The 16,631-nt window shown below is 66.2% G+C and carries 13 protein-coding genes; 9 read left to right on the top strand and 4 right to left on the bottom strand.

From position 1 onward, the window contains the following. Positions 1–84: 84 nt before the first annotated feature. A complete protein-coding gene (locus tag SMA01S_RS20550; RefSeq protein ID WP_066826854.1) occupies positions 85–1,386 on the bottom strand; it encodes an aspartate kinase in 1,302 nt (433 codons plus the stop codon). 53 nt (positions 1,387–1,439) lie between these two features. Between SMA01S_RS20550 and ubiG the strand changes: the two genes are divergently transcribed. Further along, entirely contained in the window at positions 1,440–2,234 is a 795-nt protein-coding gene (gene ubiG / locus SMA01S_RS20545) for a bifunctional 2-polyprenyl-6-hydroxyphenol methylase/3-demethylubiquinol 3-O-methyltransferase UbiG (protein WP_066826852.1), read from the top strand. 71 nt (positions 2,235–2,305) lie between these two features. Here ubiG and SMA01S_RS20540 read toward each other — a convergent pair whose 3' ends face one another. Next, complete coding sequence (locus SMA01S_RS20540; RefSeq protein ID WP_066826850.1) at positions 2,306–3,925, bottom strand: alkaline phosphatase D family protein; 1,620 nt, start codon at positions 3,923–3,925, stop codon at positions 2,306–2,308. A gap of 172 nt (positions 3,926–4,097) precedes the next feature. On the opposite strand from SMA01S_RS20540, the gene SMA01S_RS20535 reads away from it, so the two are divergent. After that, complete coding sequence (locus tag SMA01S_RS20535) at positions 4,098–5,555, top strand: DUF2029 domain-containing protein (RefSeq protein WP_157094065.1); 1,458 nt, start codon at positions 4,098–4,100, stop codon at positions 5,553–5,555. On the opposite strand, the gene SMA01S_RS20530 is transcribed toward SMA01S_RS20535, so the two are convergent. Then, entirely contained in the window at positions 5,533–6,729 is a 1,197-nt protein-coding gene (locus tag SMA01S_RS20530; protein ID WP_066826845.1) for a glycosyltransferase, read from the bottom strand. The genes SMA01S_RS20535 and SMA01S_RS20530 overlap by 23 nt on opposite strands. Before the next feature lie 10 nt (positions 6,730–6,739). Continuing rightward, complete coding sequence (locus tag SMA01S_RS20525) at positions 6,740–7,711, bottom strand: hypothetical protein (RefSeq protein WP_066826843.1); 972 nt, start codon at positions 7,709–7,711, stop codon at positions 6,740–6,742. 274 nt (positions 7,712–7,985) lie between these two features. Between SMA01S_RS20525 and SMA01S_RS20515 the strand changes: the two genes are divergently transcribed. From SMA01S_RS20515 to nirD, 7 genes are all read left to right on the top strand, one after another. Next, on the top strand, positions 7,986–9,089 hold the full coding sequence (locus SMA01S_RS20515) for a glycosyltransferase (RefSeq protein ID WP_066826839.1): 1,104 nt from the start codon (positions 7,986–7,988) through the stop codon (positions 9,087–9,089). 113 nt (positions 9,090–9,202) lie between these two features. Further along, entirely contained in the window at positions 9,203–9,784 is a 582-nt protein-coding gene (locus SMA01S_RS20510) for an ANTAR domain-containing response regulator (RefSeq protein ID WP_066826837.1), read from the top strand. Continuing rightward, the gene (locus SMA01S_RS20505; protein WP_066826835.1) at positions 9,781–10,992 is read left to right on the top strand and encodes a CmpA/NrtA family ABC transporter substrate-binding protein; all 1,212 of its coding nucleotides are present in this window, start codon (positions 9,781–9,783) and stop codon (positions 10,990–10,992) included. Before SMA01S_RS20510 ends, SMA01S_RS20505 begins: the two co-directional genes overlap by 4 nt. 231 nt (positions 10,993–11,223) lie before the next feature. Next, entirely contained in the window at positions 11,224–12,462 is a 1,239-nt protein-coding gene (locus SMA01S_RS20500; protein ID WP_066826833.1) for a nitrate/nitrite transporter, read from the top strand. A 23-nt stretch (positions 12,463–12,485) separates the two neighbouring features. Beyond that, a complete protein-coding gene (locus SMA01S_RS20495; protein WP_066826831.1) occupies positions 12,486–13,691 on the top strand; it encodes an alginate export family protein in 1,206 nt (401 codons plus the stop codon). Then, the gene (gene nirB / locus SMA01S_RS20490; RefSeq protein ID WP_066826829.1) at positions 13,691–16,207 is read left to right on the top strand and encodes a nitrite reductase large subunit NirB; all 2,517 of its coding nucleotides are present in this window, start codon (positions 13,691–13,693) and stop codon (positions 16,205–16,207) included. Before SMA01S_RS20495 ends, nirB begins: the two co-directional genes overlap by 1 nt. Continuing rightward, entirely contained in the window at positions 16,204–16,542 is a 339-nt protein-coding gene (gene nirD, locus SMA01S_RS20485; RefSeq protein ID WP_174543173.1) for a nitrite reductase small subunit NirD, read from the top strand. Before nirB ends, nirD begins: the two co-directional genes overlap by 4 nt. Positions 16,543–16,631 lie beyond the last annotated feature (89 nt).

Below are 16,631 nucleotides of genomic sequence, written 5' to 3'. Positions count from 1 at the left end.
AGCGATCTTGCAGTCGACCTAACAAGCACAGCTCGCCGTCACACAGTCAAGCGTGCGCCGTGCCGGGGGCTGATTCAGCGCGCTTCAGGCCGCCGCTTCCTCGGCATCCAACCCATAAGCGGTATGCAGCACGCGCACCGCGAGCTCGGTCTCGTCCTCGTGGATCAGCACGCTGACCTTGATCTCGCTGGTCGAGATCGCCTGGATGTTGATGCCGCGCTCGCCCAGTGTCGTGAACATCTTCGACGCGACGCCGGCATGGCTCTTCATGCCGACCCCGACCACCGAGATCTTGGCGACGCGCGTGTCGTGGACCAGTTCCTCGAAGCCGATCGATTCCTTGGCCTCGTTGAGCGCCTGGATCGATCGCGCCAGGTCGACCGCGGGGACGGTGAAGGTAACGTCGGTCGATCCCGCGCGCCCCGCGCTCTGGTGCGCGATGTTCTGGATGATCATGTCGACGTTGATATTGGCCTTGGCCAACGGCGCGAAGATCGCCGCGACCGAGCCCGGCGTGTCGGACACGTTGGTCAGCGTGATTTTCGCTTCGTTCTTGTCGTGCGCGATGCCGGTGATCAGCTGGCGTTCCATATCGTCGATCTCCTCTTCGCCCACGATCATCGTCCCGGGCAACGTGTCCGCCATCGGTGCATCATCGCCGGTAAACGACGACAGCACCTGGACGCGGACATTTTCCTTCATCGCAAGGCCCACCGAACGCGTCTGGAGCACTTTCGCCCCGACGCTCGCGAGCTCGAGCATTTCCTCGTACGTGACCTTCTTGAGCTTGCGCGCCCTGGGCACGATGCGCGGGTCGGTCGTGTAGACGCCATCGACATCGGTATAGATATCGCAGCGATCGGCCTTCATCGCCGCCGCCACCGCCACCGCCGACGTGTCGGACCCGCCCCGGCCAAGCGTCGTCACGCGGCCCTGTTCGCCGTCGGCGCTATCGGCGACGCCCTGGAATCCCGGGATCACGGCGACCTCGCCCGACGTAAGCGCGCGGTCGAGCGCGGCGGTATCGATTTCCTCGATCCGGGCCGAGGCATGGGCGTCGCTGGTATGGATCGGCAGCTGCCAGCCGAGCCAGCTGCGCGCCGGCACGCCGATCGCCTGGAGCGCGATCGCCAGCAATCCGCTGGTGACCTGCTCGCCCGCCGAGACGACGACGTCATATTCCTTGGGATCGTAGAGCGACGATGCCTCGCGGCAGAAATTGACCAGCCGATCGGTCTCGCCGGCCATCGCCGACACCACCACGGCGACCTGGTTGCCGGCATCGACTTCGCGCTTGACGCGGTTGGCGACGGTGCGGATTCGCTCGATCCCGGCCATCGACGTGCCGCCGAACTTCATGACGATACGGGCAGGGGTCGCGGCCATCGGAGGAGCGGAAGTCCTTTGGATTGGAGAGGCGCGCCTGATAGGAAGCCGCGATGGCAAGCGCAACCGTAACGTCTGTAACCACTATCGACCCTGGTGAAGCCGCGCATTTCGGCAAATTGGCGCGCGACTGGTGGGATCCCAAGGGCTCGTCGGCGATGCTCCACCGGCTCAACCCGCCGCGGCTGGGCTATATCAGGCGGCAGGTCGACGTGCATTGGGGCGGCGATTCGGCGAGCTTCACCCCGCTGGCGGCGAAGCGCGCGGTCGATGTCGGCTGCGGCGCGGGGCTATTGTGCGAGCCGCTGGCTCGGCTCGGCGCCGATGTGACGGGGATCGATGCGGCGACGGAGAATATCGCCGTGGCGGGCGTGCATGCCGCACAGTCAGGGCTGGCGATCGATTATCGCGCCGGGAGTATCGAGTTGCTGGCGGGCGAGCGCTTCGACCTCGTCACCAGCATGGAAGTGATCGAGCACGTCACCGATCCGGCGGCATTCGTCGCCGGGCTGGCGGGCGCGCTGGCCGAGGGCGGGCTGATGATCCTGTCGACCCCCAACCGCACCGCGTTGTCGCGCCTCGCGATGATCACGGTGGGTGAGGGCAGCGGGATGATCCCCAGGGGCACGCATGACTGGAGCAAATTCGTGACGCCCGAGGAGCTGACCGAATTGGTCGAGGATGCGGGGATGAAGGTGATCGATATCAGCGGGCTGAGCTTCTCGCCGGGCAAGGGATTCGCGGTAAGCGACGACACCAAGCTCGACTATTTCCTGACCGCAGTGAGGGCTGACGGTCCCTCTCCCACCGGGAGAGGGAAGGAGCGCCCGCAGGGCGCGGGAGGGTGAGGGCAGCACGCAGTTCGAACCTGCCCTCACCTTTCCGCCGCTCCCTTCCTCTCCCAAAGGGAGAGGAAATTTCACGCCATCACATTCCGCCCACGCGCCACGGTCGCGCTGTGGCCGACCACCGCATTGCGCGACTTCGCGCGGATCGTGTCCACGAACAGCCAGTCGTTCGACACTTTCTCCGGCGTGATCGTCAGCGCCATGTAGCCGCGGTGCGAGGTGTCGCACCATTTGAGCTCGGGATTGCCCGCGACCAACCCGGCGGCGACCGTCTTGGGATCGATCTTCACTTCGTGTTCGTAGCCGGGCGAGGTCACGCTGTGCCCGGCGAATTCGACGCCCGCCGGTTTGCCGTCCTGCTTCAAATCGAACGCCCAGCCGTTGTGGCTGTCGCCCGAAATCACCACGAGGTTGGCGTTGGTCCCCTGCGCCGCGCGGAGGAAGCGGGCGCGTGCCGCCGGATAGCCGCCCCAATTGTCGTAATTGAACGGCAGGCCGATTTTGCCTGCCTGAATGCCGGCGAGGACGTAATTCTTCGCCCGCTCGCTGGCATTTGGGTCGACCCAAGCGAGCGCGGCGGCGGGCATCACCGTCTCGCCCAGGATCGTGCCGAACCCGACCAGCTGCCATTTCTGTCCCGCCGCGACTGATCGGCGCATCGCATGGAACAGCCAGTCCTCCTGCTGCGTCCCCATCATCGTTGCGGCAGGGTCCATCCAGGGGCCATCGCGAAATGCCTTGAGCGCCGCGACCGGGTCGGCCGCCTTGAACAGCGGCGCGATGTCGGGCTGCTCGGTGCGCGCCAGCACGCGCGTTTCGGTGCGGAACAAGGTCGCGAGGTCGCCGATATCATATGCTTTCCACGGCTCGTCGCTGACCGGCATCCATTCGCGATAGACCTGGATCGCGGCCATTTTGCGCAGCGTCCAGTCGCCTTCATCGGGCTGGTGGTTCTCGGCGCCGCCTTCCCAGGAATCGTTGGCCGATTCATGGTCGTCCCATTGCACGATCATCGGCAGCCGCGCGTGGAGCGCCTGAAGGTCGGGGTCGCTGCGATAGCTGGCATAGCGGATGCGGTAATCGGCGAGGTGGAGCAATTCGTTGGCGGGCTCAGTGGTACGCACCGCATCCTTGGGCGCGGGATAACCGCCGGTCTTATATTCGTACAAATAGTCGCCGAGATGGATGGCGAGGTCGAGATCGTCGCGCGCCGCGGCGTGGCCATAAGCATTGAAATAGCCGAATGGCATGTTGGAGCAGGAGAAGATCGCCGCCTTGAACGCCTTGGCCTGCGATCCGGTCGGTAGCGTCCGGGTCCGGCCGACCGGCGATCTGGAACCATCGGGACCGATGAAGCGGTAGAAATAGCTTGTGCCGGGCTTGAGCCCGTCGACGGTGATCTTGGTCGTCCAGTCGCGCCATGGTCCGGTGATCGCCATGCCGTTGCCCGCGATCTTGGCGAAATCGGCCTGTTCGGAAAGCTCGACGGTCAGATGGACAGGCTTGCCGTCGGCGGGGACGTAGCGCGTCCATAACAGCATCGAGTCGCTCGCCGGCTCGCCGCTAGCGACCGAATGGGTGAAGCCGGTGGCGGTCGCGACATTGTCGGTCTGCGCGAACCCCGGGATGCTCCAGGCGCCCAGCCCCAGTGTGCCAGTAACCAAAAGCGAACGGCGGTCGATCCGAAGCATGCGTTTCTCCCTTGCGGTACCGGCCCGCTCCCCCACCCGACCACCCTACGGCAGTATATTTTGGGTGGCCGGGTGGGGGAGCGGGCCGGTACCGTGAAAACCAATCTAAAACGCCGGCCCCCTTGCGCGCTTCATGTGGCGCGTTCGTGACAGGTCCGGTACGGACGCGGCCATGTTGCTACGGATGATGCGTGGAGGACAAGCGGGCGCGCCGCTGATCCTGGGTCTGATCTTCCTGTTCGCGGTGCTGTCGGTGCTGCGGCCGGTCAATCACGACGAAAGCCAATATGTCGCCGCCGCGATCCTGGCGCGCAATGCGTTGCCGTGGCGGGACTTCGCTTATTTCCAGACACCGTTGCAGCCGGTGCTGTTCGCGCCGTTCGCGGTCGGCCTGGGGACGCTTGCCTGGCCAGGGTTGCGGATGCTCAATGCGGTGCTCGGCGCGATCGCGGTGCTGATGGTCGGCCGCGCGGCGCGGGCAGCGGGCGCGACATCGCGAATGGCGATCATCGTCGCAGGCCTGTTCGCCGGGACCGACATCCTGCTGTTCAGTGCGGGGACCGCGCGCAACGACGCGCTTCCCGCCGCCGCTCTAGCGGGCGCGCTGGTGTTGATCGTTCGCGCGGCGCAAGGGCAGGGATCGGCGCGTCACGCGCTGCTGACCGGGTTCCTGCTCGCGCTCGCGGCGGGGGCCAAGATCAGCTACGCGATTCCTGCCGCCGCCTATTTCATCTGGGCGTTGCTCGACCGCCGCCATCGTCCGGTGATGATCGCGCTCGGCGCGTTGCCGGTGATCGCGCTGATCGGCTGGATGGTCGCGCAGGCGCCCGAAGCGGCGCGGTTCGAGATGCTGACTTTTCCCGCGCTCGCCCCCGACCAGATGTATCGCGATGCCGGGCGGGCCTTCAAATTGTCGCTCGGATTCAAGGCGATCGATACGCTCAAATTCCTCGCATTGGGTACGGCCTTGCCCGCGATCGTCGCGGTCGCGGCGCGCTGGCGACGCGACGAGCAGGGACTCGCGCGCTTGCTCGACATGCTGATCCTGGCCGGGCTGGTCGCTGCAGTGCTGCCCGAGCCGACCTGGCGGCAATATCTGCTCCCCGTGCTGCCACCCTTGTTCGTGCGGCTGGCCTTGTTGTGGGAGCGCACGCCACCGGCACGGTGGGAACGGATCGCGTTCGCGGTGTTCTTCTTCGCCGGCCTGGCGCCATCCGTCGAGGCGGTGGTGCTGACCGCCGAGCATGGCGCACCGATGGCCAATGCGGTGACCGACGGGGCGCGGCTGACCGCGGCGATGGACCAGCAAGGGGTGAGCGGGGTGGTGGCGACACTATCCCCGCAATATGTCGCCGCGACCGGACGCGCGATCGATCCGCGCTTCGCCGCCGGGCCATTCTATTTCCGCAGCCACGATCTGCTCGATCCCGCGAGCGAACGGACACTCACCCTGGTATCGGCGAAGAATTTGGACGGCGCGGCGCTGCCCAATGCCGTGCTGGTCGGCGGCGACGCGGATGCGGAAGGCGGGGATCCCGCGCTCGAGGCGAAGCTCGCGGCATGGGCGGCGCCGCACGCGGTCGGCATCGCGCGGTTGAACGGGAGGTTTACGCTCTACGTGCTGCGCTGACGCCGGTGCCGTCGCGGGCGTCGATCAGCGACTGATAATAGGCCATCAGGTCGACCGCATGCTCGCGGTCGGTGCGGACGCGGCCGGCGGCGACGATCGCCGCCTTGCGCAGGATCGCGGGTTCGCGCGCGAACAGGCGATGGATCGCCGCCGCGGCTGCGGCGGTATCGCGCGCGCGGTAGGTTTCGCTGGTCAACGGATCGGCGACCTCAGCGCAGCCGCCGGTATCGGGGACGATCAGCGGAAGGCCCGACGCCATCGCCTCGGACGGCACCAGCCCGAACGGCTCGGCCTCGGATCCGTGGATCAGCGCGTCCGCGCTCGCCATGATCCGCGCCAGTTCGTTGCGTTCGTAGACCGGGCGGAACAGCCGGATATGCGGGTTGCCGTCGATCCGTACCTCGAGCCGCTTGCTCTCGGGGCCGGTGCCGAGCAGCATCAGCCCGACGGGCAATTTGTCGCCCGCCATACGCACCGCATCGATCACCAACGGCCAACGCTTCTCGCCATGATGACGACCGATCCCGATCAGCAGATGCCCTTCGGGCGGCAAGCCGATTTGACGCAGCATTGCCGCGCGCAACCTTTCGTCGCGCAGGCTGGGCGAGAAATGGCTGCGCTCGATGCCCAGCGTCATCGCGGCATCGATGCGGACGCCGCGCCGCGTCAGCCGTTTCTGGAGCGCGGGACCATTGGTGACGACCGTGTCGTAGAGCGTGAGAAAGCGGTTCATGTACCGCGCATAGATGGCGCAGGCCTCCTCGATCTGTTCGGGCGGGGCCAACCCCTCGAGCCAACGCATCGGATAGGCCGCGATATTGTCGTTATGCATGAAGAACGACTTGAGCGCGCCCCCCTGCCATTTGCCGACGATCCAGGCCGGGCGCCATGGCGACGAGGTTTCGACGACATCGGGCTGCAATTGGTCGAGCCAGCGCCAGATCGGCTCGGCGCGCGAGAACAGACCGTAATTCTTGTCGAACGGCAGGCCCGGTGACTTGATATAGATGATCTTGCCGCCGCCGGCGCGTTCCTCGACCCGGTCTTCCTTGCCGCAGGCGATGCAGATCAGTTCGTGGCCCATATCGGCCATGATCGACATCTTGCGGTCGATATAGGTCCGCACGCCGCCGCCGGTCGGCGAGTAGAATTCGTTGACGTCGACGACCAGCATCGCGCGCGGCCTAGATCTGGCGCTTGATCAGCGCCTGGACCGCGAAGAACGCGGCGAAGGCGACATGGACCACGAGCGTCAGCGCGGTGGTGAAGGCGATCAAATTGGCGAGATCGACATTGGTCGCGTTGCTGTTGCTGTGGACGAGAATCGCGCTGGTCATCGTCGCGAACACCAGGTCCTTGTTCACGAAGGGCAGGCGCGACACCAGCATGCGCACGGCGGACAGGATCAGCCAGGCGCCGATGCCGACATTGGGCAGCCCGAAATGCCAGGCGAAGGCGATCAGCACGCAGCCGACCGTCAGGCGCGCGGCATGAATCCAGAAAATCCACCAAAGCGTCTTGCGGTCGAGCGAGAACACTTTGCGCGAGAAGATCAGGAATGGCAGGCACATCGCGATCACGACGGGAATGCCGATCGCCAGGCCGGTATAATAACGCGGCGGCAGCACTTCGAGCGCGAACGGCAGCGCGAGTGCGGTCATGACCAACGTCATCATGTTGCCCGAGATCGCGGACAGGATCGAGACGTCCTTGACCGCCCCGAACGGGGCCGCGACCATCGCCGCGCGCTGCCGCGCCCAGGCGTAGAAATAGGCATCGCCCGAATAGCCGACCACCGCTTCGTTCGCGATGCGCTTCTTGATCAGCGCACCGAACCCCTCGAACGGGATTTTCCACAGCCGACGGAAGATGATGTAATCGCCGGTAGGCGGTGAGATGTAGAGCAGCGCGAAGGCGACGTAGTAAAGCCAGTTGTCCGGCGCGGCGTGGCTGAACCCGGCCAGGCCCGAGCCGAGCAGCTGCTTCGCCAGCCCCGCGATCATCGCGAGGCTCAGCACGCCGGCAATGATCATCGGCCAACGGCTTTTCAGGCTCCTGACGGGTTCGAGCCCGGCGAGATCCTCGGCCGCATCGACAATCTTGGGCGCCAGACCGGCGGCAGGATTGCTGGATGCCCCGACAAAGCCGCTATTCATCGACGCTCCAAAATCTGTTCATCCAATGCGGCAGCTCAGTATCCAATCGGACGTGCCCGGAAATAATGGCCGCTTAGCGGCAACGGACGAACACGACAATCAGCCCGCGACAAGCCGGTTGCCGCGAGCGCCGCGCGATTTGGGGGTGGAAAGGGCGAATGACAAGCTCTATGTTGCGGTGCAGCATCCTTTCGGCGGCAAATAAGTCGGTTTTGCCCTAATTATTTCGCCTTCGAGAAACTTTTGACACAAATCGACGTTAGCGCGCCAACTCATGCTCAGTCCTTACGCACCCGTAAGAATCCTGACTTTCGCTCACAGCCTTCAGGGCGGCGGGGTCGAACGCGCGATGTTGCGCATGATCCGCGGCTGGGTCGAAATGGGGCAGCAGGTCACCTTGGTGCTGAGTTCGGCGCGGGGACCGCTGGCGGCCGAAATCCCCGATGGCGTGCGGCTGATCGAGCTCGGCACGACGCATCTCGGCATGATCCGCGCGCTTCCCCAGGCGGTGAAGAGCGCAGCGCCCGATATCGTTTTCTGCCCCGGCAATCATTATTCGAGCGCCGTCGCGTGGCTTAAGCTCCGTCTCGGCCGCGATTGCCCGCCAGTGGTCGGCAAGGTGTCCAACCGACTCGACCGCGAGGACCAGCATTTTCCCGTGGCGCAGGGTTACCGCGCGTTCCTGCGGTCCTATCCCAGCTTCATCGACCATCTGATCGCGATGAGCCCGGCGATGGCCGAGGAAACGGTGCGGATGACCGGAATCGGCGCCGATCGCGTCAGTGTGATCGCCAATCCGCCGAGCCCCGAGCCGATCGGGGCGCCGACCCCGCCGCTGCCGGGCGCCGACTATCTGATCGGGATCGGCCGGCTGACGCCGCAAAAGCGCTGGGACCGCGCGATCTCCGCGCTGGCGCGAGTCGAGCGCCGCGACGTCAAGCTGATGATCGTCGGCGAGGGAGAAGTGCGCGGCGAACTGGAGAACCAGATCGACGTGTTGGGCCTGCGCGCGCGCGTCCATCTGCCCGGCTATTCGACCAATCCGCGCCCCGCTTTGGCCCAGGCGCGTGCGCTGGTGCTGACGTCGGACTTCGAAGGCGTGCCTGGCGTGCTGCAGGAAGCGCTGGCGCTCGGCACGCCGGTGGTCGCGACCGACTCGAGCGTCGCAATCCGCGAGATCGTCGCGCATCCGCGTCTCGGCAGCGTCGTGCCGACCGACGATCCCCTCGCTTTGATCTCCGCGTTCGACCATTGGCTCGCGCCCGGCCGCCCGCGCCCCGACCCGGTGCCCGAACGCGGGCACGATTCGATCGAACGCTATGTAAGGCTGTTCGAAGAGCTGGTGCTCGATCGCAAGCTCAGGTCGTTGAAGGATTAAATCTGCCCGTTCTCCCGCAAGGGGAGGAAATCGAGGGGCAGGATCGTCGTCCCGTTGATCCTCAGCTATAGGTAGCTCTGGCGCGCCGCTGCAGCGCAGCATATGCTTGCCGGATGCGGATCGCGATCATCGACACCAGCACGACCCGTGCCGCGATCATTTCCGAAGGTCTGCGTGAGGCGGGACTCGACGATCTCGTCCTGATCGACAATGCGAACGCGCTCGTCGCGCAAATCGAGGCGGCCAACCCCGAAGTGGTGCTGATCAACCTCGAAAACCCCAGCCGAGACGTGCTGGAGGAATATTTCGCTGTCTCGCGCGCGCTGGCGAAACCGATCGCGATGTTCGTCGACCAGAGCAATCCGGAGAGTACCGCCGCGGCGATCGACGCCGGCGTCTCGGCCTATATCATCGACGGCCTGTCGAAACAGCGGATCATGCCGATCGTCGATCTCGCGGTACGGCGTTTCAACGCCTTTTCGCGGCTCCAGGCCGAGCTCCACGAAGCGCGCAACGCGCTGGCCGACCGCGCCGCGATCGACAAGGCCAAGGCGATCCTGATGCGCCGCCGGGCGATCGACGAGCCCGCCGCTTACGCCTTGCTGCGCAGTCATGCGATGCAATCCAACCGCCGCATCGCCGACGTGGCGGAAGCGATCATCACCAGTGCGGCATTGATGGGGGACGACAAGTGACGCTCGACCGCATCCGGATCGGCTTCCTGCCGCTGGTCGACGCCGCCTTGCCGATCCTGGCGCGCGAGCGGGGATTCGCCGCGGCGCACGGACTCGAGATCGACTTGGTGCGCGATCTCAGCTGGGCGACGGTGCGCGACCGCCTGCTCTATGGTCATACCGACGCCGCGCACATGATCGCGCCGCTGGCGATCGCCACCGCGCTGGGCCGCGGCCGCCCCGCGGTCGAGATCGACGTGCCGTTCGCGCTCGGCCTCAACGGCAATGCGATCACCTTCTCGATCCCGCTCGCGGCGGAAACGCTGGAGAGCGGCCAACTCGGCGATCCGCGGACGGTTGGTGAGCGCCTTCGTGAGGTCGCACTGGCACGGGCGCAAGCGGGCCGCCCGCTCCGCTTCGGCGTCGTCCACCGTTATTCGAGCCACAATTACATGCTGCGCTATTGGCTGGCGGCGGTCGGCATCCGGCCCGACATGGATGTCGAGATCGTCACGATCAGCCCGCCTTTCGCCGCGGACGCGCTTGCAGCCGGAGAGGTCGACGGCATTTGCGTCGGCGAGCCGTGGAACAGCGTGGCGGTCGATCGCGGTGTCGGGCGAATCGCGCTGGTGACGGCGCAGATCTGGCGGCGCGGCGTCGAGAAAGTGCTCGCGATGCGACGCGAGACCGTGAACGGATCGCCCGAACTGGTCGCGCGGCTGATTCGTGCGCTGCACGATGCCGCGGCGCATTTCGTCGAGCTGGATGCGGCTGAGGAGAATGCGCGGATCCTGGCGCAGCCTGCCTATCTGGCGGCGCCGGAGGAGACGATCCTGCGCGCCATCACCGATCGGGTCCGCTTGTCGCAAGGTGCGACGCCCCTCCACATTCCCGACTTCATGTTCCAGTTTCGAGAGGCGGCGAACTTTCCGTGGCGCAGCCAGGCGGCGTGGCTTTATTCGCAAATGACGCGCTGGGACGGCACGCCTTTCTCGTCCGAGGAAGCTGCCCGCGCCGAAGGCGTGTTCAGGCCGGACCTGTATCGCGCCGCGCTGGCCGGGTCGGCGGCGATCCTGCCGGGGGCGAGCTCGAAACTGGAAGGCGCGATCGGCGATCCGCTCGGCGTGGGATCGGTGCAGGGGCGGCTGATGCTCGGCGCCGACCGCTTCTTCGACGGCCGCGCCTTCGATCCCGACGACGCGGAGGCCTATCTGGCCTCGCTCCCGTGATTTTTTGCTGCACGTGCGAAATAAGCTTGCGCCCGGCGAGCGAATCACGCATCATCCCATCCGCAGGGCAATGACGCTCGGCACGAAATAACCGCGATGATCTCCACCGACGGGGGTAATTGCGGGGCGGGTCCGACGATCCGCCAAGGCAACGAAGCCGCCCTGACGCGCCGATATTGGCCGCCGTCAGGGCGGCTTTTTTCTTGTCCATCGCACGCGAAGGGGATCCGCATGGCGACCGCATTCTGGAACAGGGAACAAGGCAGGCAGCAGGACGGCTTCTGGTCGAGCGGGCATGTCCCGACGCTGATCGCCGCCTTCCTCTATTTCGACCTCGCCTTCATGGTCTGGGTATTGCTGGGGCCGCTCGCCCCGGAAATCGCCAAGACATTGGCGCTGACGCCGGCCGAAAAGGGCCTGATGGTGGCGACCCCGACGCTTGCCGGCGCGGTGCTGCGCGTGGTCAACGGCCTGCTCGTCGACCGTATCGGTCCCAAGCGCTCGGGCACGATCAGCCAGATCATCGTCATCGCCGGATTGCTGACCGCCTGGTTGGCCGGCGTGACCAGCTTTGCCGGCACCCTGGCGCTCGGGGTGATCCTCGGTTTTGCCGGGGCGAGTTTCGCGATCGCGCTGCCGCTGGCGAGCCGCTGGTATCCGCCGCAGCATCAGGGCAAGGCGATGGGGATTGCCGGCATGGGCAATTCCGGCACTGTGCTCGCGGCCTTGTTCGCGCCGCTGCTGGCCAAGGTGTTCGGCTGGAACGCCGTGCTCGGGCTCGCCTGTATTCCGCTGACGGTCGTGCTGATCGCCTATCAGCTGATGGCGCGCGATGCGCCCAACCGGCCCGCGCCCAAATCGCTCACCGAATATCTCCATCCGCTCAAGTCGGGCGATGCCTGGTGGCTGATGGGCTTCTATGCGGTGACCTTTGGCGGGTTCGTCGGGCTCGCCGCGTCGCTGCCGATCTATTTCACCGATCGCTTTGGGCTGACTCCGGTCGCGGCGGGCTATTGCACCGCCGCCTGCGTGTTCGCCGGATCGCTCGTCCGTCCGCTCGGCGGCGCGATCGCCGATCGGGTCGGCGGCGTGAAGGCGCTGACCGGTGTGTTCGCCGCCGCCGCGCTGGCGCTGGTGGGGGTCAGCGTGGCGCCGACCCTGGTCTCCGCGATGGCGATGTTCGTGCTGGCGATGCTGGCGCTGGGGATCGGCAACGGATCGGTGTTTCAGCTCGTGCCGCAGCGGTTCGCCGCCGAGATCGGGGTGATGACAGGGCTGGTCGGCATGGCGGGTGGCGTCGGCGGTTTTTACCTCGCTTCCTCGCTTGGCGTCGCCAAGCAGCTGACCGGCAGCTTCTCGCCCGGCTTCCTGATCTTCGCTGGGCTCGCCGTGCTGGCGGGCATCGGGCTCCAGCTCGCCAAGCATTCCTGGCGCCGGCGCTGGGGCGCGGCGGCAGGCGTCCGGATCTGAACGAGCGCAGGGGAGACACGCCGATGAAACCTGCCTGGTTGATCCTTGGAAGCGCGCTGGCGGCAAGTCCAGCCATGGCGCAGGACATCAAATTGAAGCCGCTGATCGACGCGCGGTTGCGCTATGAGAATGTCGATCAGGCGGGGCTGCCCAACGATGCGGAGGCGACGACGATCCGCATCCGCAGCGGGGTGCAGGCGAGCAGCGGACCGCTTTCCGCGATCGTCGAAATGCAGGGCACCCTGGCGCTGACCGGCGATTATTATGACGGGTTGCATGGCGCGGCGACGCGCCCGCTGATCGCCGACCCGCAGAATATCGCACTGTACCGCGCGCAACTCCAATACCGCACCAAAGCCGTCGCCCTGACCGTCGGCCGCCAGCGGATCGCACTCGACGACGAGCGCTTCGTCGGGGCGGTGCCGTTTCGCCAGAACGGCCAGACTTTTGACGCCGCACGAATCGAATGGACCGGCGTGAAGGGGCTTAAAGCGGACCTGACCTATGCCTGGCGGGTGAACACCGTCTGGGGAATCGACGGCGTGGGCGCGCGGCCGCGGTCGATCGGCGGCGACAATGTGCTGGGCAATTTGTCCTATGCCAGCCCGATCGGCACGGTCACCGGCTTCGCCTATCTGGTCGACCAGGACGAAGCCGCGGTGCAGGGGTTCCGCCTGTCGAGCCAGACCTATGGCGCGCGATTGGCGGGCGCGCGTCCGCTCGGCAAGGGGATCAAGTTCTCCTACCAATTGAGCTACGCGACCCAGTCCGATTACGACCGCAATCCCAATCGCTATCGCGCCGATTATTACCTGGTCGACGCGGGGATCGATCTCCATGCGTTCAAGCTCGGTGCAGGCTATGAAGTGCTCGGCGCCGACAAGGGCGTGGCGCTCGCCGCGTTCGAGACGCCGATCGCGACCGGGTTCAAGTTCCAGGGCTGGGCCGACAAGTTCCTGACGACGCCGCCGGACGGCGTTCGCGATCTCTATGGCAATCTCGGCTATGGCTGGAAACAGGCGGGGCCGTTCAAGGCGTTGACGCTGCAGGCGGTCTATCACCGCTTCGCCAGCGATCGCCAGACCCGCCGTTATGGCGACGAGATCGACCTGCTCGCCAGCGCCAAGCTCGGTAAGACCAGCCTTTCCGCCCGCTACGCCGATTACCAGGCGGACGGCTTCGCCACCGACACCCGCAAATTCTGGCTGCAGCTCGATTGGAGCTTGTGATGGACTTCCTTGTTTCCGCGTCCGACCCTGACTCCACGCCGGACACGCCGTCCGGCCCGGAGCCCGGCCTTCCCCATCTCGTCGTCATCGGCAACGGCATGGCCGGCTGCCGGGCGGTCGAGGAACTGATCGCACGCGACGCCGGGCGCTACCGCGTGACGATCTTCGGCGCCGAGCCGCGCGTGAACTACAACCGCATCATGTTGTCGCCGGTGCTGGCGGGCGAGAAAACGTTCGACGACATCGTCATCAACGACGCCGCCTGGTACGCCGATAACGGGATCGAGCTGGTCGCCGGCGATCCGGTCGCGGCGATCGATCGCGCCGCGAAGACCGTGACGTCGCGATCGGGCCGGTCGGTGCGCTACGATAAATTGCTGATCGCGACCGGATCCGATCCGTTCATCATCCCGGTGCCGGGTAAGGAGCTGCCCGGCGTGATCAGCTTTCGCGACATGGATGACGTCGATCATATGCTGGCGGCGGCCGATCGCGGCGGCAGCGCGGTGGTGATCGGCGGCGGCCTGCTGGGGCTGGAGGCGGCGCACGGCCTGTCGCTGCGCGGGATGCAGGTCACCGTCCTTCACCTCATGCCGACCCTGATGGAACGCCAGCTCGACGAAGCGGCGGCCTGGCTGCTCAAGTCCGCGCTGGAAGCGCGCGGCCAGACCGTGCTGACCGGCGCCGACACCGCAGAGATTCTGGGCGACGGCAAGGTCGAAGCGGTGCGGCTCAAGGACGGGCGCGACATCCCCGCCGACCTGGTGGTGATGGCGGTCGGTATCCGTCCCTCGGTCGCGCTGGCACGCGAGGCCGGTCTCGCGGTCGGCCGCGGCATCCAGGTCGACGACCATATGGTCACCAGCGACCCGGACGTGCTCGCGGTCGGCGAATGCGTCGAGCATGACGGCCAGGTCTATGGGCTGGTGGCGCCGCTCTGGGATATGTGCCGCGCGCTAGCTGATGGACTGGTCGAGCGACCCAGCGGCTATCGCGCGAGCGTCACCTCGACCAAGCTCAAGGTGGCCGGGCTCGACGTGTTCTCGGCGGGCGATTTCGCCGGCGGTGAAGGATGCGAGGATATCGTGCTGCGGGACGCCAGCCGGGGCGTCTACAAACGCGTCGTGCTCAAGGACGACCGCGTCGTCGGCGCGGTGCTCTATGGCGATACCGCCGATGGTGGCTGGTATTTCGACCTGATGCGACGCGGCGAGGACATCTCGGCGACGCGTGACTTGCTGATCTTCGGCCAGGCCTTCGCCTCGGGAGGGGGGCAGGCGGACCCTAAGGCGGCCGTTGCGGCGCTCTCCGATGGAGCGGAGATTTGCGGCTGCAACGGCGTCAACAAGGGTCAAGTCGTCTCCTGTATCGCCAAAGGTGCGCACAGCCTCGATGCGGTACGCTCAGGCTGCAAGGCAAGCGCGAGTTGCGGATCGTGTACCGGGCTGGTGGAGACCCTGCTCGCACTGACACTTGGCGAGGATGTCGAGGCAGGCCCGAAGACGATGTGCAAATGCACCAGCTTCGGCCATGACGACGTCCGGCGCGAGATCGTCGCGCAAGGCATGCGCTCGATCCCCGAGGTGATGCACAAGCTCCACTGGTCGACGCCCGACGGCTGTTCGAGCTGCCGGCCGGCGCTCAATTACTATCTGCTCTGCGCCTGGCCCGGCGACTATGAGGACGACCAGCAGAGCCGCTTCGTCAACGAGCGTCTCCATGCCAACATCCAGAAGGACGGCACCTATTCGGTCGTCCCGCGGATGTGGGGCGGGATCACCAGTCCGCGGGAGCTGCGCGCGATCGCCGACGTGGTCGAGAAATATGACGCGCCGATGGTCAAGGTGACCGGCGGCCAACGGCTCGATATTTTCGGGATCAAGAAAGAGGACCTGCCCGCCGTCTGGGCCGATCTCAACGCCGCCGGCATGGTCTCGGGCCACGCGTACGGCAAGGCGCTGCGCACGGTGAAGACCTGTGTCGGATCCGAATGGTGCCGCTTCGGCACGCAGGATTCGACCGGCCTGGGCGTCAAGCTCGAGCGCGGCTTCTGGGGCAGCTGGATGCCGCACAAGTTCAAGATGGCGGTCTCCGGCTGTCCGCGGAACTGCGCCGAGGCGACGATCAAGGATTTCGGCGTGGTCTGCGTCGATTCGGGCTACGAGCTTCATGTCGGTGGCAATGGCGGCATCCATGTCCGCGCGACCGATCTGCTGACCAAAGTCGCGAGCGAGGAAGAGGCGATCCATGTCGCCGCCGCCTTCGTCCAGCTCTATCGCGAGGAAGCGCGCTATCTCGAGCGCACCGCGCCGTGGATCGAGCGCGTCGGGTTGCAACATATCAAGGACCGCGTCGTCGAGGACGTCGCCGGCCGCGACGCGCTCGCCGAGCGCTTCTGGTATTCGCAGAAATTCAGCCAGGACGATCCCTGGGCCGAACGCGCATCGGGCGCCGCGCGCGAGCAGCATGCGCATATGGCGCATTTTCAACCCTTGGCATTGGAGGTCGCGGAATGATCGGCGATTGGCTCGATATCGGTTGGCTGGATCAGATTCCCGTGCGCGGCAGCCGCACCGTCACCGTCTCGGGCGGCGAGGAAGTCGCGGTGTTCCGCACCGCCGATAACCGCGTCTTCGCGCTCGCCAACCGCTGTCCGCACAAGGGCGGACCGCTCAGCCAGGGCATCGTCCACGGCCACAGCGTCGCCTGCCCGCTGCACAATTGGCGGATCGCGCTCGCGACCGGCGAGGCGCAGGGCGAGGATAAAGGCTGCGCGCCCACCATCCCAGTTAAGGTCGATGCCGGCCGCGTGCTGCTGTGCCGCACGTCGACCTTGAAGGCTGCGGCGTGAAGGTGATGTGCCACAAAAAGCCCCTCCCCTTCAGGGGAGGGGTTGGGGGTGGGGGATGCCTCGCAGAGCGGGTCGCCCGTGACTGGCCC

The organism is Sphingomonas mali NBRC 15500, from assembly GCF_001598415.1.
In the GTDB taxonomy this organism is placed as follows: domain Bacteria; phylum Pseudomonadota; class Alphaproteobacteria; order Sphingomonadales; family Sphingomonadaceae; genus Sphingomonas; species Sphingomonas mali.
Note: the sequence above shows the minus strand (reverse complement) of the source record. Positions and strands in the feature narration are given on the sequence as shown.

What these genes read in the sequence shown, in the direction of transcription:
- SMA01S_RS20550 (WP_066826854.1), bottom strand. Translation starts at nt 1,386, where the DNA reads ATGGCCGCGACCCCTGCCCGTATCGTCATGAAGTTCGGCGGCACGTCG.
- ubiG (WP_066826852.1), top strand. Translation starts at nt 1,440, where the DNA reads ATGGCAAGCGCAACCGTAACGTCTGTAACCACTATCGACCCTGGTGAA.
- SMA01S_RS20540 (WP_066826850.1), bottom strand. Translation starts at nt 3,925, where the DNA reads ATGCTTCGGATCGACCGCCGTTCGCTTTTGGTTACTGGCACACTGGGG.
- SMA01S_RS20535 (WP_157094065.1), top strand. Translation starts at nt 4,098, where the DNA reads ATGTTGCTACGGATGATGCGTGGAGGACAAGCGGGCGCGCCGCTGATC.
- SMA01S_RS20530 (WP_066826845.1), bottom strand. Translation starts at nt 6,729, where the DNA reads ATGCTGGTCGTCGACGTCAACGAATTCTACTCGCCGACCGGCGGCGGC.
- SMA01S_RS20525 (WP_066826843.1), bottom strand. Translation starts at nt 7,711, where the DNA reads ATGAATAGCGGCTTTGTCGGGGCATCCAGCAATCCTGCCGCCGGTCTG.
- SMA01S_RS20515 (WP_066826839.1), top strand. Translation starts at nt 7,986, where the DNA reads ATGCTCAGTCCTTACGCACCCGTAAGAATCCTGACTTTCGCTCACAGC.
- SMA01S_RS20510 (WP_066826837.1), top strand. Translation starts at nt 9,203, where the DNA reads ATGCGGATCGCGATCATCGACACCAGCACGACCCGTGCCGCGATCATT.
- SMA01S_RS20500 (WP_066826833.1), top strand. Translation starts at nt 11,224, where the DNA reads ATGGCGACCGCATTCTGGAACAGGGAACAAGGCAGGCAGCAGGACGGC.
- SMA01S_RS20495 (WP_066826831.1), top strand. Translation starts at nt 12,486, where the DNA reads ATGAAACCTGCCTGGTTGATCCTTGGAAGCGCGCTGGCGGCAAGTCCA.
- nirB (WP_066826829.1), top strand. Translation starts at nt 13,691, where the DNA reads ATGGACTTCCTTGTTTCCGCGTCCGACCCTGACTCCACGCCGGACACG.
- nirD (WP_174543173.1), top strand. Translation starts at nt 16,204, where the DNA reads ATGATCGGCGATTGGCTCGATATCGGTTGGCTGGATCAGATTCCCGTG.